Origin of the sequence: Achromobacter xylosoxidans, from assembly GCF_001457475.1 — a bacterium.
GTDB lineage: Bacteria > Pseudomonadota > Gammaproteobacteria > Burkholderiales > Burkholderiaceae_B > Achromobacter > Achromobacter xylosoxidans.
Window position 1 is genome coordinate 6,304,460 of record NZ_LN831029.1, and the last position, 26,623, is coordinate 6,331,082.

Consider the following 26,623-nt stretch of genomic DNA (forward strand, 5'->3'; position numbering starts at 1 on the left):
AGTATCAACATTGGCGGAAATACAGCCTCTCAGGATCCACCGTCAAAAATTCCTCCTCTACCGCGCATGCCCGCGCCGCCATCGCTTGGGGCCGATAATCCCATTCCGGCTTTCCTGCGTCGTCAAATTCGACGATCGCAAAAGACCCGGCGGGCGCGAGGCCCCGCCCTTTTGGCCAATGCTCGATGATCGTGCTCAGGGCAGCCGCATTGGCAAGCACTTCCTCTCGAACAGGCTTGCGTTGCCACCACTTCCTTGCGGGCATGAGGTGCTGCAGCCCGACGTCGTCGTGCAACTGCACGATAGCTGCTTCGCGCACCTCTTCGATGGCATTCGTCACCGATGTCCCGTGATAGTCGTAAAGCTGCGCACAGACGATTACCAGGCTGTCATGTCGCACCCTGGCACGCAAAAAGCACGTGCCAACAGACATCAGGCCGGGGTATTGGAACCTGGGATACTCCTTGTCGATGCCCTGAAACTGCGAATTTCCGTCCATCCCTACATCTCCCTATATCCTGCTCCTATCGGAGACACGCCGGACCATGCGCGCGCCCTGAAGGAACAACGGCAAGATTCATGGGAAATTAAAGGACAACCTTGACCCGCCTGCCACTCACGCCCGCTAGTTCAGGTACGCGGACAGCCGGTAATTGGGGCTAATTCACCAACGGAGCTTGAAAAGGGGACTCGGATTGGATGTCGAAACCACTAAGGTTAGTGACTTTTTCGCCCTGCTAAAGGCTACATACATCTTGGACTTGGCGTACAGGGTCGATGTGAACTGCCCCTTGTCGCAGGCCATCAGCATCGCGTGGTCGCACTCCAGGCCCTTCGCCTTGTGAATGCTGCTGAGCACCTTTGGGGGTAATGACGGATGGGAATGGGAGCGCATACGCGACACCTCCGCAAATCCTTCGTCCGGATCTGCAAACTGACCAATGCGCACGGCATCCCGCAGTTCGGACCAGTGATCAATCTTCACTGTGTCAAAGCCTGCGGCGTTTTCCTTCACCAGCGCAGCAATTTTTGCGAGCGCGTTCGACACGCCCGTATGTGAGGGACTATTCAGGAGACATCGTGCGACCGCTTGGATGTTGGCCGGCTTTCCGGTGGTGGAGCGCGCCGCGCCGGTGCGAACTTCCTGCAAAAGTCGGTCACCGTGGCTGGACGAGCTGAATCCCGCTGCGACGCTGCCCATGAAAGTGATGACACCCTGCGCCAGTGCTTCCGGATCACCATGACCTGCGCGCAGTGTCTGTACGAGCGCCCCTAGCGCATTACGCGTATGACCTTCCCAAATTGGTACTGTACGAAACCAGAACGCCCGAAGTGCCGACACCAAGTCGTTCTGCGATGCGAGAATCATAAGCTGTGAGCTGCTTTTCAGCACCTTGTCGATCGGTGCTCTATGCTCCTTGGACAGTTTGTAGCCCGTACGCATCTGAGCCGTGTTGTTTCCGACAAGCACCCTAACTGATGGAGGCAGCGCTCCAGTCAGGTCTATTGGAATTCCGCGTTCCAAGCTCTCCCGCGCCTCGATGACCCAAGCCCCCAACAGAGGACAACCGGTCTGCCAGCGGTGGGGCGTGATCAGCTTCTCGCCTGCTCCCTGCGCCTTCAAAGCGTCCCAGCGGGCACGATCCTCGCGCGCGGCTTTGTCGGTCTTGGCGCCGTAAATCCGCTGCATGGGATCACCAAAGATCCGGACAACTGCTCCAGCAGACAGCAAGGACATGACAACACTGTGCTGATCGACACTCGTGTCCTGGTGCTCATCGCACACGATGACTGGATAGCGTTGGGCCAGTGCACGAGCCACCATTGGCTGATGCCGCAGAAATCCTGCGACCTTGGTTGCCATGATTTCAAAGCCTCGCCCGCCGTCCTGCCAAGCCCAGGAGGTCAGATCGCGTGGAAGACCAAGTGGCTCATGGTAAGCCAGTGCGATCTGCGCTATCAAGGCATCGATGGTCTTGATCTCGACGCGCGCCCCTGCCTTCTTCGTGCGTTCTGCGAAGACAGAGCACGCGGCGTGGGTGTGCGTCAGGATGAGCAAGCGGCCATCACCGATCGCCCCAACCACCTCCTGCGCGTACGCGGCGGCTTGGTATGTCTTGCCGCAGCCCGCCGCAGCTTCAATGATCACCAGCCGCTCGGGTGAGCGGAGAAGATTGGCAACGGCGTGGTCGCTCATAGATCGAGCTCTTGCAGAGCCTTGTGACCCACGGCTGTCAATACCGCGTTGATCAATGGAAGCAATTGCGGCTCTATTTTCTTCCAAGCGCCTAACGCGACCATTTTTTGGGCCAACTCTTGGCCACCGACAGTGGACTTGAACCATTGCTGGGAGTGCTTCTTCCAAGCCTTTTCTTGACCTGCAGGCGCACCATCCTTACTGCCGCTGGCGGCCGCTATTATCAAAGTACGCCACGTCTTTCCCGATGCTTTCAGCGCCGCATCTATCGTCTCCACGCTCTTGTCTTGAAGTCCGAGGCGCTCCGCCAAAGTCCGGAGTCGATAGCCATCCACCTCGCCTTCTGCATCCCTCAGCAGTGCGAGGAGATTTTCTTCAGGGACGGCCCCGATCACATGGTCCTCGGTGCAGCCCTTGGGCCACTGGTGCAATCGTCCTTTGAGCTTGTCCTTCAGCTTCTTCCACCGCTCTGGTGCGGTACCTTCGTCGTCAGCCAGGCCGGCAAATAGCAAACCGGAAGACGCGAGCGTCTCCAACAGATCCAAGGTCGCACCGTTTCCCTGACCATCGCAGACTCGCACCCCGTAATCAAGCGGGTTGCCCTTAAAGGCCCTCTCTAATAGATACTGCAAAAAGCCGACTTCGGTGGGTCCTTCTGCGATGACGGCCACACGCGCCAGGAATGTTTCAGGATCGCGCTTCTGCTGCGGCCCGATCTTGTCCCGAGGCAGCGCACCGATGGAGCCCGCGCTGTCCAGATACCAGAGGTGCGCGTCCTCGGCACACGAAATGGCGATAGGGCTATGCGTCGTGAGGAAAATCTGCCCGTGTTGGCCGGCCAGGATCTTGATGAGCTTGCGCAGACGGTACGGCTCAAGCCCGCGCTCGATCTCATCGATGAGCGTAATGCTAGCTTCCTTGTCCGTTGACGATGCGATTTCGAGCGCGGACATACGTCTGGTGCCAGCCCCCCAACTACTCAGAGGCAACGCCACGTCATTCTCGGTCGCCACTAGTCCGATGAGCGCGCCGATGGACAACCCCTGGCTGGTCGTGAGACCGAGTTTCAAATTGCTGGGAAGCGCGGCACCGGCCATACGCGCATCCAGCGATTCGATCGCCTTCTTACCCTTGTCATTGAGCGAATCGTGCAAATCGAGCCCTGCTACCTCCTTGCCGATGCGGGCCCGCAATGCGCTATCGGCCAACAACCGATCCAGCGCCGAGCCATAGACAAGCCGCAGATCGCGATCATTGCGCTCATCAGCACTCATTCGAACCGAGCCGATACGCCGGCGAACGGCTGACGAAAAATGGGCCAATTCTTCGTTGGGTTGCATGACCTCCCACGCGAGTTCCAATTCCGCGGTACCCCGTACCCGAACGCGATATACCGGCTCGCCGGGCGCGGCAAGGTCTCCTTCTTCGTCGGCTGACGGAGGTATCGCATTCTGCCCGTCCCACGCCCACGGCCAGGCGAAAGTGCTCTGCGAGCCGATCCCGGTCGTATCGGGTAGGGTCATGACGGCTTCGATGACGAACTCCTGCGCGTTGTCGCGCGCCCAGTAATCGGCCTCAGAGAGGACCGCAGTGTTCGACGGTGAAAGCAGCAATGCAATCGCTTCGAGGATGGTCGTTTTTCCGACGTCACCCCCACCCAGGATGACGTTCATTCCTTCCGCAGGCAGCCATGTTAGGGAGTGGATGCCCCTGAAGCGTTGAATAGTTAGTTTACGAATATGTGCTGTGTGGGCCATGTCATTATCAATTGCGGGCAATAAGAGCTAAGCCGGCAAGCCACTCTCTCACCTCATTCATGGAATGCGAGCTTCGAATACCCTCACAGGTTTACGATCACGCTCATTCCGCAACTGCAACAAAATGCTAAACGCACGTAGCTTAGCAGCACTCAACTCAATAAACAGTATTCGTATGAGCCGCCGTCGCGACAAGAAAAACCGAAGACCGCTTTCGGCCAGAAGCGGTCTTTGTCTGAGATATGAGCACCCTCGCCCTCGCTACCCTAGCCTGATTGCCAAGGCAGCCAGCGTCACCAGAAGCACCGGCAGCGTCAGCACAATGCCAACCTTGAAGTAATAGCCCCACGAGATCACGGTGCCTTTGCGCTCCAATACATGCAGCCAAAGCAACGTCGCCAGGCTCCCGATCGGGGTGATCTTCGGCCCCAGATCGCTACCGATCACATTGGCGTAGACCATCGCTTCCTTGACGACGCCGCTGGCCTGGCTGGCGTCGATCGACAAGGCGCCTACCAGCACCGTCGGCATGTTGTTCATGATGGACGACAGGAATGCCGCCACCAGGCCCGTACCGATCGTGGCCGTCCAGATCCCCTGCTCCGCGATCCCGCTCAGCAGATCAGCCAGGTATTGGGTCAGGCCGGCGTTGCGCAGGCCGTAAACGACCAGGTACATCCCCAACGAGAAGATCACGATCTGCCACGGCGCTTCGCGTATGACCTTGCGCGTGCTGATGATATGGCCGCGTCCTGCAACCAGCAGCAGGATTGCCGCCCCGACTGCCGCCACGGCGCTCACGGGCACGCCCAACGGCTCCAGGCCGAAAAATCCGATCAGCAGCAACACCAGGACGACCCAGCCGGCACGAAAAGTGCCCGCGTCGCGGATGGCTGCCGCAGGCGGCTTGAGCTGGCCCGCGTCGTATCGCGCGGGAATGCTCTTACGAAAATACAGCATCAGCACCGCCAAGGTCGCTGCCACCGCAACGAAATTGACAGGCACCATCACCGCGGCATAACGGTTGAAGCCGATGTCGAAGAAGTCGGCGGAAACGATATTGACCAGATTGGACACAATCAATGGCAAGCTGGCGGTGTCCGCGATAAAACCTGCCGCCATGACGAAGGCCAAGGTGGCGGCCGGGCTGAATCCCAGTGCCAGCAACATGGCCATGACGATGGGCGTCAGGATCAGCGCGGCGCCGTCGTTCGCAAACAGCGCCGCGACCGCCGCGCCCAGCAACACGATCAGCGCGAACAGCGCCCGACCGCTACCCTTGCCCCATCGCGCCACGTGCAAGGCGGCCCATTCAAAAAAGCCCGCCTCATCGAGCAACAGGCTGATGATGATGACGGCGATAAAGGTGGCGGTGGCGTTCCAGACGATATTCCACACCACCGGGATGTCACCGACGTGGACCACGCCGGCGACAAGCGCAAGGACGGCGCCCAAACTGGCGCTCCACCCGATCCCCAGGCCACGGGGCTGCCAGATCACGAGCACGAGCGTAAGAACAAAAATTGCTATTGCACCAAACATTGGGCGAACTCTTTTTTATTTGTGGATTGAAGGTTGAAGCGATAAAGGGTCATTACGTGGGTAACTACGCAAGGCTTGGCGCGGCGTCATGGTGGTGGCTGGCCAATTGCCGCAGGCGCTCGATGCCGACGGGTTCGGACTTCAGCAAGGGCACGACGGCGTATCGCTTCGCGTGTAGCTTGGCGATGCCGTCCATTTCGCGCAGTTCATTGAAAGCGCGTTGGCATAGCAAGGCCGATGTCGGTCCCGCCGCGGCGATGCTGCTATTGACCAGCCAGGCCCAGGGCTCGATGCCGGCGCGGCGCAGGTCTTCCTGAAGAATGGCGGCCTCCAACACGGGCGTGGTCTCCGCCAGGGTGACCAGCAGCACCTTGGTCTGCGTAGGGTCCTGCAATTGCATCATCGGCGTGGTGTAGTGGACATTGCTGCCCGACATCTGGCGGGCGATGTCCCGGTGATAGGCGCCGGTTGCATCCAGCAGCAGCAAAGTGTGGCCGGTGGGCGCGGTATCCATGATGACGAACTTGGTGCCGGCCTCGCGCACGATGCGGGAAAACGCGCCGAAGACGGCAATTTCCTCGGTGCATGGCGAACGCAAATCCTCTTCCAGCAAGGCCTTCCCGTGCGCGTCCAGCTTGGCGCCTTTGGTCGCCAATATGTACTGCTGGTAGCGCTCGGTTTCGACTCGCGGGTCAATGCGGCTGACCGTCAGATTGGGGAGCGTGCCTTCCAGCGTACGTGCCAGATGCGCCGCGGGATCCGACGTGGTCAGGTGCACCGCCAGGCCACGTTCCGCAAGGTTGACCGCGATCGCCGCGGCCAGCGTGGTTTTGCCCACGCCGCCCTTGCCCATCACCATGACCAGGCCGTGCCCGTCGGCGGCAATGCCATCAACCAGCGATGCCAGATCAGGGGCTTCGATCTTGGGAACGTCAACACGGTTCGGCTCGTCGGCATCAAGCGCGGCGTCGCTGAGCAGGTGGCGCAAGGCTTCCAGCCCAACGACGTTGAAGGCTTTCAAGGTGACCTGGTCCTTGGGCAAGGCCACAAGCGGTGCGGGCATGGCCTCGATGGCGGCCTGCTCTCGTGCATAGACGGCCGCGGCCAGATCGTCATGCTGGACGGCCGCGGCAGGCAGGACACCATTGATGACCAGGTGCTGCTGCAACAGCCCGATGCCCGCCAGCTCCTGGCTAGTCCGCGCGGCCTCTTCGAGCGTGGCCCGCTGCGCGCGCGTGACCAGCACCAGGCGCGTGCGTTGCGGGTCCGCCAACGCCGCGACGGCTTCGCGGTACTGGGAACGTTGCTTTTCCAGGCCGGCCAGCGGCCCCAGGCATGACGCATCGCCTTGGCCAGCATCCAGAAAGCTGCTCCAGGCTCCCGGCAACTGCAACAGGCGGATGGTATGCCCCGTGGGCGCCGTGTCGAAAATGACGTGATCGAAGTCCGACGTCAGGTTTGAGTCCGTCAGCAAAGACGTGAATTCGTCAAACGCCGCAATCTCCGTGGTGCAGGCGCCCGACAAGGATTCTTCAATGCCCCGCACCACATCGTCGGGCAAGACGCCGCGCACCGGGTTCACGATTCGGTCCCGGTACTGTTGGGCCGCGCCTTGCGGGTCAATTTCCAGCGCCGACAGGTTGCGCACGGCGGCAATCGCGGTGATGTGGTTGCCGATATCAACGCCGAATACCTGCCCCACGTTCGATGCGGGATCAGTGCTGACCAACAGCACACGCCTGCCCTGCTCCGCCAGCAAGACGGCCGCCGCGCAAGCCAGCGAGGTCTTGCCGACTCCGCCTTTGCCGGTAAAGAAGAAAAACCTGGGAGCTGCATCTAGAAATTTCATGGCCGTCCCCTTAGCAGGTGCGATTGCCGCCACAACAACCCGACTGCGGTTTGGCGTCGCCGGGGGCTTCGATACCTGTCCATCGCACGAGTTCCTCGCGCGTGGGATATCTGCCCGCCAACGCAATCTCGTTATCAACCAAGGTCAAAGGAAGCGCTTCCGCGCCCGAGCGCGTCAGAAACGCGCTCACCACCGCGTTCTGCGCAAACGCCAAGGGCTGTTGGGCCAGGTTGAGCCGTTCGATGTTTGCGCCTTGCCGCTTCGCCCAATCGATGTCGGCCGCACTCGTTACCAAAGCCTGATCCACGTCCAAGCCACACACGCCTGTGCTGCAGCACAGGGCCGGGTCAAATATCTGTATGGTTTTCATTTTGACGCTCCAAGAATTTTCGAAATATTCGTCAAAAAAAATGGCCCATCGACAGGCGTCATGAGCATTAGCACGGCATTACTCGGCCGGCTTGCTTTCACCAATCTGCTTCAACTCGCGATGAATCGCTGCCTTATCCAACGCCGCGATGGGCAGGTTGGCAAAAATATTGATGCGGGCGGAGATCTGCCGAAAGATCTTTTCGAAGACGCGGCGCTTCTCTTCATCGGTGCCCTCCGCGGCGGCAGGATCTTCAAAGCCCCAATGGGCAGAGATCGGCCGGCCTGGCCAAACCGGGCAGACTTCGCCGGCGGCGTTGTCGCACACGGTGATGATGAAATCCATCTGGGGTGCGTCCGGCGCGGCGAATTCGTCCCAGCTTTTGCTGCGCAGTTGCTCTATCGGGTAGTCCAACACTTGCACTCGTTCGATCGCGAACGGATTCACGGTGCCACCCGGATAGCTGCCCGCGCTGTACGCATGGAAGCGGCCCTTCCCCAGCGTATTGAGCAAGGCTTCCGCCATAATGCTGCGCGCCGAGTTGCCGGTGCACAAAAATAGAACGTTATAGACTTTCTCGGTCATGATGCGGACTCTTCAAGAGAGGTTGTTCACGCGCCGCGCGCGAGCGGCTGCATGTGGGGCACAAGCGGTGACGCTTGTCGGGGCACAAGGTTGGCCACCGCAGCAGTTGTCAGTCAGGTAGGCCAACAGTTCCGCCATCGACTCGAATCGAGCTTCATAGATGACAAACCTTCCTTCCTGCCGCGACGTCAACAAGCCGGCATACACCAGCTCTTTCAAGTGAAAAGAAAGCGAAGAGGGAGGGATGCCCGTCTTTTCCGATAGTTGGCCGGCAGGCAGACCTTCCGGCCCCGCCTGGACCAGCAGGCGGTAGACGGTAAGGCGCGATTCGTGTCCGATCGCGGCGAGGGCTTTGACAGCATCTTTCATTTCCATTTTTCGATTATCGTGGAATAGTGGAAGACTGTAAACCCTGATTTAGGGTCGCGGGTGATGGCTAGCCGAAGCGGCCGGTGATGTAGTCGGAAGTTTGTTCACGCTTCGGTTTGGTGAACAGGTCGTCGGTCCGGCCCATCTCGACCAGTTCGCCGGCGCACATGAACCCGGTGTAGTCAGAACAACGCGCAGCCTGTTGCATGTTGTGCGTCACGATCAGGACGGTGTAGTCCTTCTTCAGCTCGGCAATCAGCTGTTCGATCTTTGCGGTGGAGATCGGGTCCAGTGCGGAAGTCGGTTCATCCAGCAGCAACACGTCGGGGCTCAGGGCAATTGCGCGGGCGATGCATAGCCGCTGTTGCTGGCCGCCCGACAGCCCCAGCGCGTTCTGCTCCAGCTTGTCCTTGACCTCGTCCCAGAGCGCGGCGTTGCGCAATGCCGCTTCCACCCTGACGTCCATCTCGGCCTTGGGTAAGCGGTCGTAGTGCCGGATGGCGTAGGCAACGTTGTCGTAGATCGACATCGGAAACGGGACCGGCTTCTGGAACACCATCCCCACCTTGCTACGCAAGCGGTTGATCGAATACTCGGGGTCCAGAATGTTCTGGTTGTCCAGCAAGACCTCGCCGCGCGCTTCCAACCCTGGATAAATCGCGTAGATACGATTAAAGACACGCAAGAGGGTCGATTTGCCGCAGCCGGACGGGCCGATCAGCGCGGTAACGCGATTGGAAGCCAGTTCGATATTGACGTTGTTCAGCGCCTGGACACCCTTGTAATAGAAGCACAGGTCGCGAGTCACCACTTTCGGCTGCGTCGCGATGGCCGGATTGTCCAAGGTGGCGCTGCGGGCCGCAATGGCCCCGGCCGCCGAGGAGTTCAATACCGATGACGGGAAAGCAAATTCAGTCATGATTCACCTTGTTGCGTGACAAGATAGCGCGGGAGAGCAGGCTCAGGAGCAGTACGAACATCGTGACGACGAAGGCGCCGGCCCAGGCCAGCGCATGCCAGCTTTCGTAGGGGCTCATTGCATATTGGAAGATGACGGCGGGCACGCTGGCCATCGGCGCGCTCAGGTCCGCGTTCCAGTATTGGTTGTTCAACGCCGTAAAGAGCAAGGGCGCGGTTTCACCACTGATGCGCGCCAAGGCCAACAACACGCCGGTCGTGATGCCCGGCAACGCGGCCCGGAACAACACCTGAACCGTCACTTTCCATTGGGGCACCCCCAAAGCCAACGCCGCTTCGCGCATTTGGCTGGGAACCAGTTGCAGCATTTCGTCGGTGGTACGGACCACAACCGGCAGCACGATGAACGCCAACGCGATGGCGCCCGCCCAGCCGGAGAAATGCCCCATTTGCCGGACGACCAGTTCGTAGACGAACAGGCCCAACACGATGGAAGGCGCAGAAAGCAGAATGTCGTTCACGAAGCGGATCACCGCGCCGATCCGATGGCGGTTCACGTATTCTGCCAGGTACGTTCCGGCCGCAATCCCGATGGGGGTACCGAGCAGAATCGCGACCACACTCATCAACAGGCTGCCGAACAAGGCGTTGGCCAAGCCCCCATCGGCGCCCGGCGGCGGCGTCATCTTGAAGATCAGGTCCCATTTAAGCGCCGCGAAGCCCTTGGTTGCCGTGGTCCACAGGATCCAGATCAACCAGAACAGCCCAAACAGGGTCGCAGCCATCGACAGCGCTACCGACACCAGATTTCGCGCGGTACGCATGCGTTGCAGACGCAGGCCTTGCGGGGTCATTGCCTTCCCTCCTGACGATTGAGGCGGTTGAGCATCAGTTTGGCAATGGCCAGGACAACAAAGGTCACGACAAACAGCAGGAAACCCAGGGCGATCAACGACGACAGGTAGATGTCGGAGTCGGCCTCGGTGAACTCATTGGCGATGGTGGCCGCAATGGAATTGCCCGGCTCCAGCAACGAGGGCGTCAGCCGATGCGCGTTACCTAATACAAAGGTCACCGCCATGGTTTCGCCCAGCGCCCTGCCCAACCCCAGGAATACGCCGCCGATCACCGCCGAGCGCGTGTGCGGCAAGACGATGTTCCAGACGACTTCCCAGGTGGTGGAACCCAGGGCGTAGGCGGACTCTTTCAACGGGCGGGGCACCGTCAAAAACACTTCGCGCATGACGGATGTGATGAACGGCACCACCATGATGGCCAGCACGATGCCGGCCGTCAGCATGCCCATGCCCAGAGGCGGGCCGGAAAAAAGCACGCCGATGAAGGGAAGCGCGCCGATGTGTTCGTCAAGCCACGGATTGACGTATTCAGCCATCACCGGCACGAAGACGAAGAGGCCCCACATGCCGTAGATGATGGACGGGATGCCCGCCAGCAGTTCTATCGCCGACGCTACCGGCTGGCGCAGCCACTTGGGCGCGACTTCAGTCAGGTAGTACGCAATACCGAAGCTGACCGGTACCGCGATCAGCATGGCAATGAACGCCGTCACCAAGGTTCCGTAGATCGGCACCAACGCGCCAAACTTGTGATTGACCGCATCCCAATCACTGGACCAGAGAAATTCGAACCCAAAGGTGCTGAAGGCGAGCCTGCCTCCCCACAGCATGGACAGCGCGGCCCCGCTCAGCGACACCAATACAAAAATGCCGGCTACGGCAACAATGCGGCGAAAGACCTTGTCCGAAGACGCATCGCGGCGCGATCGCGACTCCTCGGCCTGGAAATCCAGCGCGGGGTTAAAACCCGGATTATTCGACATTTACGTCAACCTGTAAGAACGCAGCCAATTGGCTGTCGGTCTCGCCCGGCGGCGCCGATCCTGCAAGCGCTGCCGGGCGAGACCGACTCCTGGGATCAACGCTTGATCTGCGCGGCCCAGTAGCTTTCGATCTGGGCAACCAGCTCCTTGGGCAGCGGCACGTAGTCCAATGCCTCGGCTTCGTGCTGGCCGTTTTCCAGGGCCCACTTAAAGAAGTCCAGCGTGGCGACCGTACGCGCTGCGTCCTTGGGCTGCTTGTACATCATGACAAACACCGTTGCCGCGATGGGCCAGGCGTCGTCACCCGGCGCGTTGGTGATCACCAGATGGAAATCCTGCGAGTTCTTCCAGTCGGCGTGCGCGGCTGCGGATTGGAACGTCTTGTCACTGGGCACGACGAACTTTCCGTCCGAGTTCTTGACTGCCGCGTAAGACATCTCGTTCTGCAGCGCGTACGCCAGTTCTACGTAACCGATCGAATTCTTGATCTGCTTCACGTATGCGGCGACGCCTTCGTTGCCCTTGCCGCCCACACCAACGGGCCACCGTACGGACGTGCCCTCACCCACCTTGGTCTGCCATTCCGGGCTGATCTTGGACAGGTAGTTGACCCAGTTGAAGGTCGTGCCCGAGCCGTCCGAACGATGCACCACCGTGATCTTTGCGTCGGGCAGTTTCATCCCCGGGTTCAGATCGGCGATTGCTTTGTCATTCCATTTTTCGATCTTGCCCAGATAGATATCAGCGAGCAAGGGACCGGTGAAGCGCAGCTTGCCCGGCTCGATGCCGGCGATGTTAACGACGGGAACCACGCCGCCGATGACCACCGGGAACTGGCCCAAACCGGCCTCTGCGAGTTCCTTGGGGGGCAAGGGCTTGTCAGACGCGCCGAAGTCGACCGTACCGGCCTTGATCTGCGCGATACCGCCGCCCGAACCGATCGATTGGTAGTTGATCTTGTTGCCCGTCTTGGTGTTGTAAGTGTCGGACCACTTCGACAGGATCGGGTAGACGAACGTCGATCCGGCGCCCGTGATATCCGCGGCCTGGGCTGAAACCATGCCGAGTGCGAAGGAAATGCCCAATCCGGCAGCGTATCTTTTGGCCTGTGCAAACATGCTTATTCTCCACTTGAGGGTGCATTGAGGAAGTCCGTTTGACTCCCTGATCACAACATCTCTGTCTGTCGTGATTTATGGAAATAATGAATCAAATTCATTAACGGTTTATGACAGTTTCCAATTCCTGCCTGCCCCGTCCCGACGTGCCAATGACAAGCTCGGCGTCGTCAGGCAAGCAGCCACACGCATGCGTCGCGCAGCAGTCTTCCAGGATGAATTCAAGTAGCCCGTAGATGCCTCCGAGCCGCGCACGATAGCGAACGACCTCGCCTGTTCTACTGCCGACGATCAGACCAGCTCTCGCAAGCCCAGCCAAGTGTTGCGACACCGTGCTGCGCGGCCCGCCGACGACGGCGGCTATCTTCGCCGCATCCATTCCGCGCGGCTCCTGGCGTATCAACATCCGGAAAATGGCCAAGCGCGTCGAGTGGCTCAGCGCAGTGAACACCGAGACAGCTTCCGCTGCATTCGTTGCCGAGGCGATTGGAGAGGCGAGCGCTGAGACCATGGCTTGAGGGCGCCCTGAGGGCCAATCGAGGGTTTCCATATAAAGTCCATATGTCTTGATTTAACGACATATTGTGCTTGTCACATGACGATTCGATGACAGTCTAAATTTATCTTCTCAACGTTTCAATTATTGTTGTAGTATTGACGAATGGATAAAAACACTGCTGTGAGCGTTTTCGAATCTCTTGCCTCCGGCGTTCGCTTGGACATATTCCGTCTTCTCGTGCGCGCCGCTCCAGTCGGCTGTGTTGCCGGGGAGATCGCGGCGGAATTAAACCTGCCGCCCACTAATCTTTCGTTTCATCTAAAGGCGCTAACGCAATCAGGTCTACTTACCGTAGAGCAAGAGGGGCGGTACATGCGCTACCGCGCGAATATCGATTTGATGAACGAGTTAGTGAGCTATCTCACTGCGGAATGCTGCAGCGGAATTCCAGCGCCCTCTTCCTCCGAAACTCTGGGGGCCGCCTGATGTCCGAGGTCGCTCCTGACCGCCATGCGGATGTGGTCATTGTTGGGGGTGGCCAGAGTGCCCTCGCCGTTGCCTACTTCCTCAGGCGTACCGCTTTAAAGGTGATTCTTCTGGACGCTGGCGCGGGTCCGGGCGGAGCATGGCGGCACGGATGGGAATCGTTGCACCTGTTCTCACCCGTACAGTGGAGCTCCCTGCCCGGCTGGCCTATGCCCCCGACACAAGGTTACCCGGCGCGAGATCAGGTTATTGAATACCTCGCGCGCTATGAACAACGATACCGCTTCAAGGTGGAGCGGCCTGTAGCGGTTGCGTCCATCAGCAAGCGGGAGTCAGGATTCTTCGTCGATACTGACAAGGGCGCTTGGCATGCCAAGGCCGTAATCAGCGCCACAGGCACCTGGAGCGCTCCATTCATTCCACCGTACGACGACCGGGACGTCTTTCGTGGCGAACAGGTCCATTCCGCGCACTACCAGTCGCCAGCCCCTTACGCGGGCAAGCGCGTGTTGGTCGTTGGCGGCGGTAATTCCGGAGCACAGATTCTCGCAGAGCTTTCCGAGGTTGCCCAAACCACGTGGGTAACGTCCACCGAACCGCTGTTCTTGCCGGATGACGTTGATGGACGGGTTCTATTTGAACGCGCTACCGCGCGTTGGCAGGCGATGCAGTCGGGCAAACAACCCGAAGACCTTCCAGGCGGATTTGGCGATGTGGTCATGGTCCCACCCGTGCGCAAGGCGCGCGAGCGCGGAGTACTGCAATCGGTTCGCCCATTCTCGCGCTTTACGTGCGATGGCGTCGTGTGGGCCGACGGTTCTTCGTCAGTGGTCGGCGCTGTCGTGTGGTGCACCGGATTCCGGCCTGCATTGGCGCATCTCGCCGCACTAGGCATCCTCGACCCCGATGGCAAAGTTCGAGTTTCTGGCACGCAGGCTGCCGATGTTCCAGGCCTGTGGCTCGTCGGTTATGGCGAATGGACGGGTTTTGCGTCCGCCACCCTCATTGGCGTCATGCGAACCGCCAAATCCACTGCGGCCGAAGTGGCCGCTTTTGTTGAAACCGCATTTTCTCTCACCTCCTGATCACACATATGAGCACCGTTACCATCTACCACAATCCCCAATGCGGAACCTCCCGGAACACGCTAGCGCTGATACGCAACGCGGGGATCGAACCGCAAGTTATCGAATATCTACAAACGCCGCCGGATCGCGACACCCTCGTTGATCTGATCGCCCAAGCAGGTTTGACCGTTCGTGACGCTATTCGCCAGAAGGGGACGCCGTATCTCGAGCTTGGGCTGGACGACGCATCCTTAAGCGATGATGCGTTGATCGACGCCATGCTGGCGCATCCCATTCTGATCAACCGCCCGTTTGTCGTGACTCCTTCGGGTGTTCGCCTGTGCCGACCTTCCGAGGAGGTATTGGACATCCTCGAGGCTCCCCAGCGCGGCCCGTTCACCAAAGAAGATGGCGAAGTGGTCATCGACGACAGCGGAAAGCGCGTGCGCTAAACCATGCCAAGTCCTTCGACAGCCGCGGACACTGTGCATCCATCCGACAAGGCGCACGGATTGGTCACAGCATTGGGGATAGGTCAGATCTGTTCCTGGGGATCGCTCTACTATAGCTTTCCGTTGATTGCCGAGGCGATGGGCAAAGAGCTTGGCTGGAGCAAACCCGACCTCTATGGCGCTGCCACGCTCGGGCTGATCCTCGCCGCGTTGGCCGCATATCCGGTGGGTGTTGCGGTTGATCGTGGACACGGTCGTTGGGTAATGGGCCTTTCCTCACTGCTCGCGGGAGGGTTGCTGTTGCTTTGGTCTCAAGTGACGTCCCTGCCGGCTTTCTACGTCCTTGTCGCAGCCCTGGGCGCGTTGCAAGCAGCCACGCTTTACGAGCCGGCCTTCGCCGTGATCGCGCGCCGCGTGGGTCCGGGTCATTCACGGGCGGGCATTACCGCTCTGACGCTATGGGGTGGCTTTGCCAGTACTGTCTTTATCCCGCTGGTGCAATGGCTGTTGAATCTATGGGGCTGGCGTGAAGCATTGATCGCACTAGCTGCGGTCAACGCAATCATCTGCACCGGCGCCTACCTGCTCTTTATTCAGCCTGCCCGAGATGCCAGGCCGACCGACAACGTCAATCCTGGTGAACAGCGCGAAAGAAATCGCCTAGCTGTTCAGGAAGCGCTGCGTCGGCCTGTTTTCTGGGCGCTGCTGTTGTCGCTGACAGCATACGCGGCCATGTTCTCTGCCTTTACGTTCCATATGTACCCCTTACTGCGCGAGCGAGGCATCGACACCGCTTCGGTTGTTCAAGCCATCGCTTTGATCGGCCCCGCCCAAGTGGCGGGCCGAATCGTCGTAAGCATTTTCGCGGCACGCGCCTCCATGCGAATGGTGGGTACAGCGGTGGTGACGGTCTTCCCGCTCGCCTTTGGCGCCCTTGCCTACTTGCACACGGACTTCATTGTCGTCGCGGCAATCTGCGTGGTTTACGGCGGAGCCAACGGCATATTCACGATCGTTCGTGGCATGGTTGTGCCTGAAATGTTGAGCCGACATGCCTACGGAGCCATCAACGGGCTCCTGACCGTGCCGATGACATTTGCGCGCGCCGCCGCCCCGGTGGGCGCCGCGGCCCTTTGGGCCATTGGATCCTCCTACGACGGAGTGCTTGTCTCAATCTTGGTGGTGGCGTTATTACTGGCCGCAAGCTTCTGGCTGGCAGCGTGGCTCAGCCGCCCAAAACTACAATTTTTGCCCGAGTGAGTGTATTGCAATGACGACGTATTCTTCACCCTCTGACCTCGATCTTCCGAGCCTGGATGACTCTTTGCTGGACGTCCCCACGCACGACAAGCTGTCGCTGACGGCCGGCGCGACGCATCCGCCCCGCATACTGCTGCTGTACGGTTCCCTGCGTGAACGCTCGTACAGTCGGTTGCTCACTGAAGAGGCGGCGCGGATTTTGACGCGGCTCGGCGCCGAGACCCGGATTTTCGATCCGAGCGGCTTGCCTTTGCCCGATAGTGTTCCCGCGGACCATCCAAAAGTGGCTGAATTGCGTGCACTATCCCTGTGGTCCGAGGGGCAGGTATGGTGCAGCCCCGAGCGGCACGGCACGCTTACGGGTGTGTTCAAGAGTCAGATCGACTGGTTGCCGCTGGAGACGGGTAGTGTGCGGCCGACACAGGGCCGCACGCTTGCGGTTATGCAGGTTTCGGGGGGGTCCCAATCCTTCAACGCGGTAAACGCCTTGCGCGTGCTGGGCCGCTGGATGCGCATGGTAACCATCCCGAACCAGTCCTCAGTCGCCAAGGCGTTTCAGGAGTTTGACGAAGCCGGCCGCATGAAGCCTTCGCCCTACTACGACCGGGTGGTGGATGTCATGGAAGAACTCTATAAATTCACACTGCTGGTGCGGGACCGAAGTGACTATCTCACGGACCGATATAGCGAGCGCAAGGGCATGGCCGAGGAGATCGCACGCCTGGCTCGTGAAGCGATGACGCATGAGACGGAGACCCAATAAGGTTTACGCCCTCCTCTCCTTATCTTCATCAACTTGACGAACGGACTTTATTTCCATATACCTGGACATACGGAATAGCTTCCGTTCTTTTCAAGAAATGCGGGTGGGACCGGACCGGTTATCCAGCCTATCGACGTTCCGATCAGCCTGAGGGACGCCGGCGAATCACGTTGCCTGGCCTCATGGGTGAAGATGATGTTTACGCGCATTCTGGTGGATTTCGACCTCGCACACCTGAGTCGGCCATCGTTGGTGGCGCTCTTGGACTTGGCACAAGCCAACCATGCTGCATTGACGTTCCTCGCAGTGCGCCCAAAGCTGGATGAGCTTTTGAGCGAATCCGAGGAGTCATTCCTCGCTGATGTGCATAAGCAGATTGGGACCGAGTGGGCTACGCTCTTGTCCGCAGCTCGAGAACGCGAATTGCAGCCGCGTCTTCATATCCTTGCGGGCGATTCTATTGAGTCTCTTTTGGCATTCGGGCGTGAGATGGACGCCGACCTAATCGTCGCAGGCAATTCGCACTGCGGCGGCCTCAAGAACGCCATTCTGGGAGTCCCGTGCAAAGAGCTTTTAGGGCGCGCAGATGTGGCCATCCTGATCCTTCCTTAAAACCACCTCGTCGACGTGGACCGTCTTCATCGGCAGCGGGGTCGCAGATTGAACCTCCGCCTGCGCCCTCCGATGACAATTGCAGATTAGGTGCAGCACTTTGCTTCAGCGCTTGCACGACGAACTTGCGTGTTACACACACCGGTCTCAGGAAGCACAAGCTCCACTCGTTTTGCAGCTTCCAAGTCGCCGGCTAGTGCGGCCACAACAGATCGGACCTGTTCATAGCCTGTCAGCATTAGAAACGTAGGCGCACGCCCGTAGCTTTTCATTCCAACGACGAACACCCCCTCGTCGGGATGCCCCAGTTCCGAGGCGCCATGGGGCCGAACTGTCCCGCAACTATGCACATTCGGGTCGATCATTGGAGCCAAGCGAATAGGGCTTTGCGTTGCAGGATCGAGTTCGAGCCTAAGCTCCGCCATCAACCGAAGGTCGGGACGAAATCCCGTTGCGACGACAATCTCGTCGACGGGGGCAAGCGCCTTGACGCCACTGTGAACCGTCAAGCCCTCGTCGGAATCGCTCACGCGGTCAACGTCGACACCGGTGAAAAGCACTATCCTTCCCTCGTCCAGAAGCTTTTTGACTGTCGTTCCCAACCTACCGCGCTCCTCAAGCTGGTCATTCTCTCCGCCTCCGAAAAGCCGATCGGTCGAAGCCCCGCGGATCGCCCAATAAACCCGTGTACCAGGTTCAATGCTGGCCAGTTCCACTAGGTCCTGAAGCGCATTGAAGGCGGAATGGCCCCCGCCAATCACCAACACTCGACGATTGGCGTATCGCTGCCGGGCGTCTCCCAGAATGTCGGGAATGCCATAGGCGATCTGGGCCGCGAACCGCTCTTCTCCCAAGGCCGGGATGCCATGCGCGCCCATCCAGTTTGGTGTGTTCCAGGTGCCAGAGGCATCGATAACTGCCCGTGCCCGGACATCCCGCTCGCCATCGGGTCCGCTGACCCGCAGCAGGAACGGTGCGGCAGCGCGATCCTGGCTTCTCATGACATCGTGCCCAACGCGGCTGACCGCCATCACGCGGTGATGGGTCTTCAGGCAACGCTTGATCGGCGCCAATTCCGACAAGGGCTGCAAATACTGCGCCAGCAATTCGCGTCCGGTGGGATAAGCGTCACTGGGCGGGGCAACCCAACCTGACTGCGCGAGCAACTCGCCGGCCTTCTTGTCGATGTTGTAGCCCCACGGAGAGAACATCCGTACATGTCCCCACTGGTTCAGGCTTGCGCCCGACTGGTCCCCTGCTTCGAATACGACGAAGGGTATGCCTCTGTCCAGCAGATGAGCGGCGGCGCTCAGCCCGACGGGGCCGGCTCCGATGATTGCGACGGGGTGGTCATTGATGCGCATTCCAGGTACCTCTCTTCATGGGGTTGGGACACGGCCGAAGCCGTATTTAATTGGTACTACCAACTATTTGCTTAAAAAAAAGCCGCAATTTCTACGGCTTGGACTCTACGGCTCAAACTCCACGGCACACGTCGAGGCGACGCCACAACGTGCTTGTGCGGCGCGCGTCAACTGCCGCAGCAGATCAAGCGATGCCTCCAGGACCTCGGGCTTCATGTGTTCGATCATGGCAAATTCTTCGGCAACCAGATCCGCCCGAATGGTCTGATACAGCTTGCGCCCCGCCGCGGTCGGCTCAAGCTGCACCGCCCGGCGGTCGGCGGCATCTTCGATCCTTGTGACGTAGCCCTTGCGTTCCAGCGAATCAACAATTCGGCTGGCCGTGCTCTTGTCCAGGAACATCACCAGCGCAAGCGCCTGCAACCGCAGCGGCCCTTGCTTGACCAGGGTTTCCAAGGCATAGCACTGCGCCACGGACACGTCATAGCAACAAATGCGATCGCGATCGCGGAATTGATGGACCCTGATCAGCTGGTTCACCGCTTCATAGAGCGCTTCGGCGTCCCGACTGGCCAGACGTGTTCTTGTTGAATTCATTCTTGGTGGCTAAATTAGTTGTTGGTGCCAACGTTATTCGCTTTGGCGCTTCAGGTCAATACCGTAGCGCTTCATTTTTTGCCACAGGTTCTTCCTGGATATGCTCAAGACGTCGGCCGTTTCTTGAATGCGGCCGCCGTGCCGGCGCAACACCTCTTCGATGTACAGCCGCTCACAGATCTGTTGGTAGGCGTTGAGCGTGGCCTCTTCCCCACCTTGCGGCTCATCGTGAAAATGGTCGCCGTCCGGACCTTCAGGAAAGATGTCCCCCGGCAACAAGACGCTGGACTGGCTTACCAGACAGGCGCGTTCGATCCGGTTATGCAATTCGCGGATATTGCCCGGCCAGGGGTACGCCTGCATCTTGGCCAGTGACAACGGGTGCAGGGTTTTTGCAGGCTCTCCCAGGCGCTCGGCAATGCTGGTGGCAAACCGTTTGGCCAGCCAGAGGATGTCTTCAGGCCGATCGCGCAGCGGCTTTACCTCAAGGGTGACGGTGTTGATCCGGTAGTAAAGGTCTTCCCTGAACAACTTGGCGCTGACCATCTCGGCCAGGTTTCGGTTGGTGGCGCAGACCAGGTCGAACTTGGTGTGGGTGTCGTGTTCGGCGCCCAGTCGGCGGACACGCTTTTCCTGTATCGCACGCAACAGCGCGCCTTGCAGCGCCGGCGATAGCTCTCCGACTTCATCCAGGAACAGCGTGCCGCCGTCGGCTTGTTCGAAGTAACCCTTGCGTAGCTTGTCCGCACCGGTATAAGCCCCCTTTTCATAGCCGAAGAATTCCGCTTCGGCGATGGTGGAGGCAATGGCGCCGCAGTTCACGGCTACGAACGGCCGCGCGGTAAGGTCCGGCCCCGCCTGGCTGTGGATCAGTCGTGCCAATACCTCTTTGCCAACCCCTGACTCTCCAACCAACAGGACGGCCGACGCACGGCCCGCCAGCCGGGGCACCATGCGGCGTAGATTCTGGGCCGCCTGCGACACCCCTAGTTCCGTATCGCTTTCCGGCGAGGCCTGCGCCGGGACAACATCGCGCACGGTCTGGATCAGCGTCGCGATGTCAAAAGGCTTGGTCACGTAGTCCTTGACGCCGAGCTTCAGCAAATCCACGGCCCTTTCCACCGTGGCATAGGCGGTCATCAGGATGAACGGTGGCAATGTACCGCCCTGCGCCACCAACTGTAGATAAAGTTCGTCGCCATCCAGGTCTGGCAGGCGGACATCGCTGATCACCACGCCATAGGCATTGGCGTGGATGGCCTCCCTTGCCTCATACCCCTTGGAAAACCAGTCGGCACGGATTCCCTCCAGACGAAACCTTTCCACAATGGATTCGCCCATGATGGCGTCGTCTTCGATCAAACAGACATATGGCTGTATCACGGCGTCAGCTCCAAGTTCGTTTTTTCAATGGGTGCGGCGCAAGGCAGTGTGATGGTGAAGGCGGTGTAGCCTTCTTCGCTTATCACTTCGATCGTGCCTTGCAATTGCGTGACGATTTGGTAAGTCACCCACAGGCCCAGTCCGCGGGAGCGGCCCTCTGCCCGCCCCGCTCCCCGGGCATCCACCCGGTAAGGCTCAAACAAATGGGGCAGCACATCGTGTGGAATGTGCTGCCCGGAATTTGCAATTTCTACTGAAAGGCGGTCGGCGGTTCCGGTCACGGTGCAACTGACGCTACCGCCGCGTTCCACGGCGTTCTTTGCGTTGATGAGCAGGTTCAAGACCAACTGGCGCACCAGATGCGCGGGCAGCGGCAATTCGTCCCGGGTGGTGACGTCCCACAGCAACGAGGCGTTCTTCTCCGATAATTCGGGCTCGATCAGCAAGCGCAGATCCTGCCAATCCGTGGTGTGCATGAAGGCCGAATCCAGGCGCGCCTCCACCAGCAAGGCACCGACCGTATGCCGAATCTGCATCAAGCCCCGTCGCGTCAGGCCGACTGTTCTTTGGGTTAATTCATCGTAGGAACCGTGCTTTTCCAAGGTATCCAACGCGTTGAGCATGCCGCCAAGCGGGTTATTGATCTCGTGCGCGACCCCGGCAGCCACTAGGCCTACCGCTGCCAGCCGTTCGGCGGCAATGATTTCCTGTTCAAGCGCTTCCTGTCGTTCCAGTTGCGTCAGCATGGATGCAAAGCTGCGCCCCAACACCGCGATTTCGTCGCTTCCTTCCTTGCGCAAGGAAAGTCCGATGTTGGCCGCCGGTTCGCGCCCGACACGCTGAGTCGCCTGGGCCAAAGACAGGAGCGGCCGTGCAATGCGGTTTCCCCATAACCAGCCCAGCGCCAGTAGCAACAGCAGCCCGGGAATACTGACCAGCAGCACCTGGCTGACCAGGTCGTACAGGCGCTGGCGCCAGATGCTAGCGTCGTAAGACGCCAGCACGTATCCAGCCAATCCCGCATCTTCAGACACAACTGCGGCGCCGGCGACTGCCAACGTGGCGTCCAGGCTATCGGGGGTATTGAATACAAAGGTGCGCGGATCGTCACGCAGGGTTTGCGCCGCAGCAGCCAGCTCGGTGGGCAAACCGGCGCCGGGCGTCAGCACCGGATAGCGATGCGGATCGGATGACGCATACACATGCAAGCTGGGGTCCAGCACAATGATCGACCGCAAGCCTGGGGCGCCATCTCCTGCCGTGAGCGGTATGCGCAACGCCTCGTAGACCCGCCACAGATCGTCACGCATCAAGGGTTCGCGCACCGACAAGGATAAAACCTGCGTTAACGCCATCGCGCTTTGCCGCGTGTCTCGCAGCATGCCGACGTAAGCGGTTCGCATCAGCGTCGCGGTAACCACCAGTTCCGTTACCACGATCGCGGCGGCCAAGGCCAACGGCACCTTGTAGCGATAGCTGATTCTGGACCAGGGGTTCCAACGGGCTGACTTCATGCAGAATCTCGTGCCGGGTTTTCGCCCGCTGACGTGCGCACCAACCCACGGATACCGTCGTACAGGCTATCGGCCCCCTCAACAAACCGATCGAGGAATAGGCGCTTGAGTATCAAGCGGCCATCCGAACGCGCGTGCATCTGGAGCAAAGCATCGCGCAGCGCAAGCGCGGTGTCGTCGGCAACATGCTCGCCGACCACGATGGGCGGAAACCCATATTCCGGGGATCGCCATGCGACGCGGGTGCCGGCGGCGCGCGCGCCATGTTGCGACGCAATGCTGTCCCAGACGTATCCATCGACCGCCCCGCCGCTGGCCAGCCCCGCCGCGACCGCCTCCACAACTTTGCTGTGCGCAAAGGTGAAGAAAGCCTTGCTGAAAAACCGTAGCGGGTCCTGATGCTCGGCAAGCAGTTCCGTCCGAGGCACCAGAAAGCCGGAATTAGAAAGTGGGTCGCTGTAGGCGAAGACCCGTTCGCGCAAGCCTGCAATTCTTGCCGTGCTTCGGTCCTCCTTGGGCACGATCAGGTACGACCGGTACTGCGGTTTGCCTTGGTACTGCGGCACCACCAGCAGCTTGAGCTTATCGGCGTTCAAGACGTAGGGGTAGCCACAGATCCATGCCGCGTCGATCTGGCCGCGCAACAGCAGGTCCACGATTTCCCCGTAGCTGCGTCGTTGGACGAACTGAATGTCCTGCTTAAGCGCTGCTTGAAGATCGGCCCGCCAGATATCCAGCAGTTGGAGCTGGTCGTCCAGGAACACCGCGGTCGTGCCTAACAGAAGCGGCGCGGACGCCGCTGCGTTGCGCGGCAAGGTACAGGCCGCGATAGACGCTACGCCGGCCGCGAGAAAGCTGCGGCGGTTACCGAACGGTAACGCCAGCCCCTGTTGGGGCGCCTGGACGTTACCTCTCCGGCATCGCGTTGTGCCCATGGTCTTGGTCTCCTCCTGTGTAGGGCAGTGCCAGAGACACTTGGCATGCCCTTTGCTTATCGCTCTACAGAGTACTGAAGCCGTCATTTCGTTTCAATAGGAAATATCGACATGTCAGAGCCACAAATCCTTACCCGGCGCGGATTCCTCAAGTTGAGCGGAACGGGCGGTGCTGTTGCTGCCGCAACACTCATCCCGATCATGCCCGCCCAAGCCCAACCGGCCACGGCGCCGCACACAGGAACCACGCTGCCCTACCCCGTGAAGTCCATCGCCGTCGCGCAGAAGCTCACGGCCGACACGCCCCTGCAGTTCGCCTATCCCGACAATGCCTCGCCGTGTACCGCTGTGAAGCTCGGGCATCCCGTTCCCGGCGGCGTTGGCCCTGACCACGACATCGTCGCGTACAGCACGATGTGCACGCATATGGGCTGCCCCACAGTTTTCGACAACAAAACAAAAACGTTCAAGTGCCCGTGCCACTTCAGCGAGTTTGACGCCGAGAAGGCAGGCCAGATGATCTGCGGGCAAGCCACCGAAAACCTCCCACGGATTCTGCTGCGCTATGACGCCAGTTCGGACGCGATATCCGCGGTTGGGGTCGAAGGCTTGATCTACGGCCGCCAGGCCAACATTCTGTAAGTCGGGAGACGCTCATGTCCGCACCCAAAGACCGCATCACCTTGCCGCCGAAGGATGCCGCGCGCACGAATATGACGTGCCACTTCTGTATCGTCGGCTGTGGGTACCACGTTTACAAATGGCCGGAGCAAAGCGAGGGAGGCCGGGCACCCGAGGAGAATGCGCTGGGCCAGGACTTTCGTCAGCAGCTACCGCCTTTCGCGTTGACGCTTACCCCGGCGATGACCAACGTAATCACGCAGCGGGATGGCTCGCGTCACAACATCATGATCGTTCCGGACAAGGAATGCGTGGTCAACAGCGGCTTGAGTTCGACCCGTGGCGGCCGGATGGCCAGCTATATGTACACGCCCGATGGCGATGGCAAGGCGCGCCTGAAACAGCCGCGCATGTATGCCGCCGACCAATGGGTGGACGTTCCGTGGGACAACGCCTTGGCACTGTACGCCGGCCTGCTGAAGAAGGTACTGGATACCGATGGCCCCGAGGGCATTGTGTTCTCCTGTTTCGACCACGGTGGGGCTGGCGGAGGCTTCGAAAACACCTGGGGCACGGGCAAGCTGATGTTCACCGCGCTCCAGACGCCAATGGTCCGTATCCACAATCGTCCAGCCTACAACTCGGAATGCCATGCTACGCGCGAGATGGGCATCGGCGAGCTCAACAATGCCTACGAAGACGCCGAGCTTGCCGACGTGCTGTGGTCGATTGGAAATAATCCTTACGAATCCCAGACCAACTACTTCCTGAATCACTGGATCCCCAATCTGTATGGGCAGACGGTCGAAAAGAAAAAGGCGCGCTTCGCAGGCGAAGAGCTCCCGGATACCCGCATCGTCTTCGTGGACCCTCGCGACACGCCTTCCATCGCGATCGCCCGCCAAATTGCCGGAAAAGATCGGGTGCTGCATCTGGCGATCGAACCTGGCACTGACATCGCGCTGTTCAACGGGCTGTTCACCTACGTAGTTGAACAGGGCTGGGTGGACAAGCCGTTCATCAAGACGCACACGGCGGGATTTGATGAGGCCGTCAACACGAATCGCATGCCCCTGGAGGAATGCAGCAAGATCACGGGCGTACCGGTCGACGACCTGAAGAAGGCGGCGGAGTGGTCGTACAAGCCGAAGAAGACAGGGCAGCTTCCGCGCACCATGCATGCCTACGAAAAAGGCATCATCTGGGGCAACGACAACTACGTCATTCAGTCGGCGTTGCTGGATCTGGTCATCGCCACGCACAACGTGGGGCGCCGTGGCACCGGATGTGTACGCATGGGTGGGCACCAAGAGGGTTATGCCAGGCCCCCCTACCCTGGCGACAAGAAAATCTACATTGACCAGGAACTCATCAAAGGCAAGGGCAGGATGATGACCTGGTGGGGGTCCAACAACTTCCAGACCAGCAATAACGCGCAAGCGCTCCGAGAGGCGGTGCTCAAGCGATCCGCCATCGTGAAGGAAGCCATGCAGAAAGCGCGCGGCGCTTCAACCGAAGAGATGGTCGACATCATCTATGCGGCCACGCAACGAGGCGGATTGTTTGTTGCAAGCATCAATCTCTATCCAACCAAACTGGCCGAGGCTGCCCATCTGCTGCTTCCAGCGGCGCACCCGGGCGAAACGAACCTGACGTCCATGAATGGCGAGCGGCGCATTCGCCTGTCGCAAAAGTTCACGGACCCGCCCGGGGAAGCGCAAGCGGACTGCCTGATCGCCGCGCGAATCGCCAACACGCTGAAAGCCATGTACGAGAAGGAAGGCAACAGCAAGATGGCGCAACGTTTCGCCGGATTCGACTGGAAGACGGAAGAGGATGCGTTCAATGATGGGTTTCGTCGGGCGGGCCAGAAGGACGCGCCGAAGATTGACAGCCAAGGCGGCGATACCGGTCACCTGGTCACGTACGAACGGTTGCTCGCCGCCGGCAATAACGGCGTTCAGTTACCCGTTCAGGCCTACGCGGATGGGAAGCTCAAAGGCACCGAAATGCTCTACACGGACGGTAAGTTCGACACCGCCGACGGAAAAGCTCACTTCAAGCCGGCGCAGTGGAAAGGCCTGCCCGAGCCCGTGGTCGCCCAAAAGAAGATATACAAGTTCTGGTTGAACAACGGCCGCAATAACGAGATCTGGCAAACGGCCTATCACGATCAGTACAACAGCTTTGCGCAAGACCGTTATCCGATGGCGTACATCGAGATCAACCCTGCCGATTGCCAGGACCTAGGCGTGGAGGCTTCAGACGTGGTCGAGGTCTACAACGACTACGGCTCCACCTACGCGATGGTGTACCCGGTGCCTGAAATAAAGCGCGGCCAGACGTTCATGATGTTCGGCTACGTCAACGGAATCCAAGGCGACGTCACGACCGAATGGACCGACCGCAACATCATTCCTTACTACAAAGGCACCTGGGGGAATATCCGGAAAGTTGGCTCCGTCGAGGAGTTCCGGAACACCATCAGTTTCAAGAGCCGCCGATTCACCCTGGGCTGATTTTCA

Annotated in this window: 26 protein-coding genes; 8 read left to right on the plus strand and 18 right to left on the minus strand. The window is 59.7% G+C overall.

All coding sequences use genetic code 11. The features are described 5' to 3' along the window. Positions 1-4: 4 nt before the first annotated feature. The 13 genes from AT699_RS28420 to AT699_RS28475 all read right to left on the minus strand — a co-directional run bounded on the left by AT699_RS28420 (position 5) and on the right by AT699_RS28475 (position 13,095). Positions 5-499, minus strand: a complete 495-nt coding sequence (locus AT699_RS28420) for a hypothetical protein (RefSeq protein ID WP_006227972.1) — start codon at positions 497-499, stop codon at positions 5-7. Between the two features lie 165 nt (positions 500-664). Next, entirely contained in the window at positions 665-2,197 is a 1,533-nt protein-coding gene (locus AT699_RS28425; RefSeq protein ID WP_006227973.1) for a UvrD-helicase domain-containing protein, read from the minus strand. Next, entirely contained in the window at positions 2,194-3,870 is a 1,677-nt protein-coding gene (locus AT699_RS28430) for an ATP-dependent nuclease (RefSeq protein WP_223283291.1), read from the minus strand. Before AT699_RS28430 ends, AT699_RS28425 begins: the two co-directional genes overlap by 4 nt. Positions 3,871-4,215: 345 nt before the next feature. Beyond that, positions 4,216-5,496, minus strand: a complete 1,281-nt coding sequence (locus AT699_RS28435) for an arsenic transporter (protein ID WP_006221942.1) — start codon at positions 5,494-5,496, stop codon at positions 4,216-4,218. Positions 5,497-5,560: 64 nt separating this feature from the next. Beyond that, positions 5,561-7,345 (minus strand): arsenical pump-driving ATPase, encoded by a 1,785-nt coding sequence (gene arsA / locus AT699_RS28440; protein WP_006221941.1) that lies wholly within the window; start codon positions 7,343-7,345, stop codon positions 5,561-5,563. A gap of 10 nt (positions 7,346-7,355) precedes the next feature. After that, positions 7,356-7,715 (minus strand): arsenite efflux transporter metallochaperone ArsD, encoded by a 360-nt coding sequence (arsD, locus tag AT699_RS28445; protein ID WP_035212057.1) that lies wholly within the window; start codon positions 7,713-7,715, stop codon positions 7,356-7,358. A gap of 78 nt (positions 7,716-7,793) precedes the next feature. Beyond that, the gene (locus tag AT699_RS28450) at positions 7,794-8,300 is read right to left on the minus strand and encodes an arsenate reductase ArsC (protein ID WP_006221939.1); all 507 of its coding nucleotides are present in this window, start codon (positions 8,298-8,300) and stop codon (positions 7,794-7,796) included. Between the two features lie 12 nt (positions 8,301-8,312). Continuing rightward, entirely contained in the window at positions 8,313-8,675 is a 363-nt protein-coding gene (locus AT699_RS31285; RefSeq protein ID WP_081247808.1) for an ArsR/SmtB family transcription factor, read from the minus strand. 61 nt (positions 8,676-8,736) lie between these two features. Beyond that, positions 8,737-9,513 carry a phosphate ABC transporter ATP-binding protein PstB gene (gene pstB / locus AT699_RS28455; protein WP_006221937.1) on the minus strand — a complete coding sequence of 259 codons (777 nt, stop codon included), beginning with the start codon at positions 9,511-9,513 and terminating at the stop codon, positions 8,737-8,739. Positions 9,514-9,580: 67 nt separating this feature from the next. Further along, positions 9,581-10,441: a phosphate ABC transporter permease PstA gene (pstA, locus tag AT699_RS28460; protein ID WP_006221936.1), complete on the minus strand. Its 861-nt coding sequence runs from the start codon at positions 10,439-10,441 to the stop codon at positions 9,581-9,583. Next, complete coding sequence (gene pstC / locus AT699_RS28465; protein WP_006221935.1) at positions 10,438-11,427, minus strand: phosphate ABC transporter permease subunit PstC; 990 nt, start codon at positions 11,425-11,427, stop codon at positions 10,438-10,440. The genes pstA and pstC overlap by 4 nt, the downstream gene beginning before the upstream one ends. A 95-nt stretch (positions 11,428-11,522) precedes the next feature. Further along, complete coding sequence (gene pstS / locus AT699_RS28470; protein WP_006221934.1) at positions 11,523-12,545, minus strand: phosphate ABC transporter substrate-binding protein PstS; 1,023 nt, start codon at positions 12,543-12,545, stop codon at positions 11,523-11,525. A gap of 100 nt (positions 12,546-12,645) precedes the next feature. Next, positions 12,646-13,095, minus strand: a complete 450-nt coding sequence (locus AT699_RS28475; RefSeq protein WP_006221933.1) for an ArsR/SmtB family transcription factor — start codon at positions 13,093-13,095, stop codon at positions 12,646-12,648. 111 nt (positions 13,096-13,206) lie between these two features. On the opposite strand from AT699_RS28475, the gene AT699_RS31290 reads away from it, so the two are divergent. The 6 genes from AT699_RS31290 to AT699_RS28500 all read left to right on the plus strand — a co-directional run bounded on the left by AT699_RS31290 (position 13,207) and on the right by AT699_RS28500 (position 17,684). Continuing rightward, on the plus strand, positions 13,207-13,530 hold the full coding sequence (locus AT699_RS31290) for an ArsR/SmtB family transcription factor (RefSeq protein ID WP_006221932.1): 324 nt from the start codon (positions 13,207-13,209) through the stop codon (positions 13,528-13,530). After that, on the plus strand, positions 13,530-14,615 hold the full coding sequence (locus AT699_RS28480; RefSeq protein WP_035212062.1) for an ArsO family NAD(P)H-dependent flavin-containing monooxygenase: 1,086 nt from the start codon (positions 13,530-13,532) through the stop codon (positions 14,613-14,615). Before AT699_RS31290 ends, AT699_RS28480 begins: the two co-directional genes overlap by 1 nt. A gap of 8 nt (positions 14,616-14,623) precedes the next feature. Continuing rightward, on the plus strand, positions 14,624-15,049 hold the full coding sequence (gene arsC / locus AT699_RS28485) for an arsenate reductase (glutaredoxin) (RefSeq protein WP_006221930.1): 426 nt from the start codon (positions 14,624-14,626) through the stop codon (positions 15,047-15,049). Positions 15,050-15,109: 60 nt separating this feature from the next. Then, positions 15,110-16,309: an MFS transporter gene (locus tag AT699_RS28490; RefSeq protein WP_006221929.1), complete on the plus strand. Its 1,200-nt coding sequence runs from the start codon at positions 15,110-15,112 to the stop codon at positions 16,307-16,309. A 10-nt stretch (positions 16,310-16,319) separates the two neighbouring features. Next, the gene (gene arsH, locus AT699_RS28495) at positions 16,320-17,072 is read left to right on the plus strand and encodes an arsenical resistance protein ArsH (RefSeq protein ID WP_006221928.1); all 753 of its coding nucleotides are present in this window, start codon (positions 16,320-16,322) and stop codon (positions 17,070-17,072) included. A gap of 195 nt (positions 17,073-17,267) precedes the next feature. Next, entirely contained in the window at positions 17,268-17,684 is a 417-nt protein-coding gene (locus AT699_RS28500; protein ID WP_006221927.1) for a universal stress protein, read from the plus strand. Between the two features lie 86 nt (positions 17,685-17,770). Here AT699_RS28500 and AT699_RS28505 read toward each other — a convergent pair whose 3' ends face one another. The 5 genes from AT699_RS28505 to AT699_RS28525 all read right to left on the minus strand — a co-directional run bounded on the left by AT699_RS28505 (position 17,771) and on the right by AT699_RS28525 (position 23,477). Continuing rightward, positions 17,771-19,048 (minus strand): FAD-dependent oxidoreductase, encoded by a 1,278-nt coding sequence (locus AT699_RS28505; RefSeq protein WP_006221926.1) that lies wholly within the window; start codon positions 19,046-19,048, stop codon positions 17,771-17,773. Positions 19,049-19,153: 105 nt separating this feature from the next. After that, positions 19,154-19,645 (minus strand): MarR family winged helix-turn-helix transcriptional regulator, encoded by a 492-nt coding sequence (locus tag AT699_RS28510; protein ID WP_035212055.1) that lies wholly within the window; start codon positions 19,643-19,645, stop codon positions 19,154-19,156. A gap of 33 nt (positions 19,646-19,678) precedes the next feature. Then, positions 19,679-21,007 (minus strand): sigma-54-dependent transcriptional regulator, encoded by a 1,329-nt coding sequence (locus AT699_RS28515; protein WP_006221924.1) that lies wholly within the window; start codon positions 21,005-21,007, stop codon positions 19,679-19,681. 17 nt (positions 21,008-21,024) lie between these two features. After that, a complete protein-coding gene (locus AT699_RS28520) occupies positions 21,025-22,542 on the minus strand; it encodes a sensor histidine kinase (protein ID WP_006221923.1) in 1,518 nt (505 codons plus the stop codon). Continuing rightward, a complete protein-coding gene (locus AT699_RS28525) occupies positions 22,539-23,477 on the minus strand; it encodes a substrate-binding domain-containing protein (protein WP_006221922.1) in 939 nt (312 codons plus the stop codon). The genes AT699_RS28520 and AT699_RS28525 overlap by 4 nt, the downstream gene beginning before the upstream one ends. 111 nt (positions 23,478-23,588) lie before the next feature. On the opposite strand from AT699_RS28525, the gene AT699_RS28530 reads away from it, so the two are divergent. Both AT699_RS28530 and AT699_RS28535 read left to right on the plus strand, forming a co-directional pair. Beyond that, the gene (locus AT699_RS28530) at positions 23,589-24,119 is read left to right on the plus strand and encodes an arsenate reductase (azurin) small subunit (protein ID WP_006221921.1); all 531 of its coding nucleotides are present in this window, start codon (positions 23,589-23,591) and stop codon (positions 24,117-24,119) included. 14 nt (positions 24,120-24,133) lie between these two features. Further along, positions 24,134-26,617: an arsenate reductase (azurin) large subunit gene (locus AT699_RS28535; protein WP_006221920.1), complete on the plus strand. Its 2,484-nt coding sequence runs from the start codon at positions 24,134-24,136 to the stop codon at positions 26,615-26,617. The last annotated feature ends 6 nt before the right edge of the window (positions 26,618-26,623 follow it).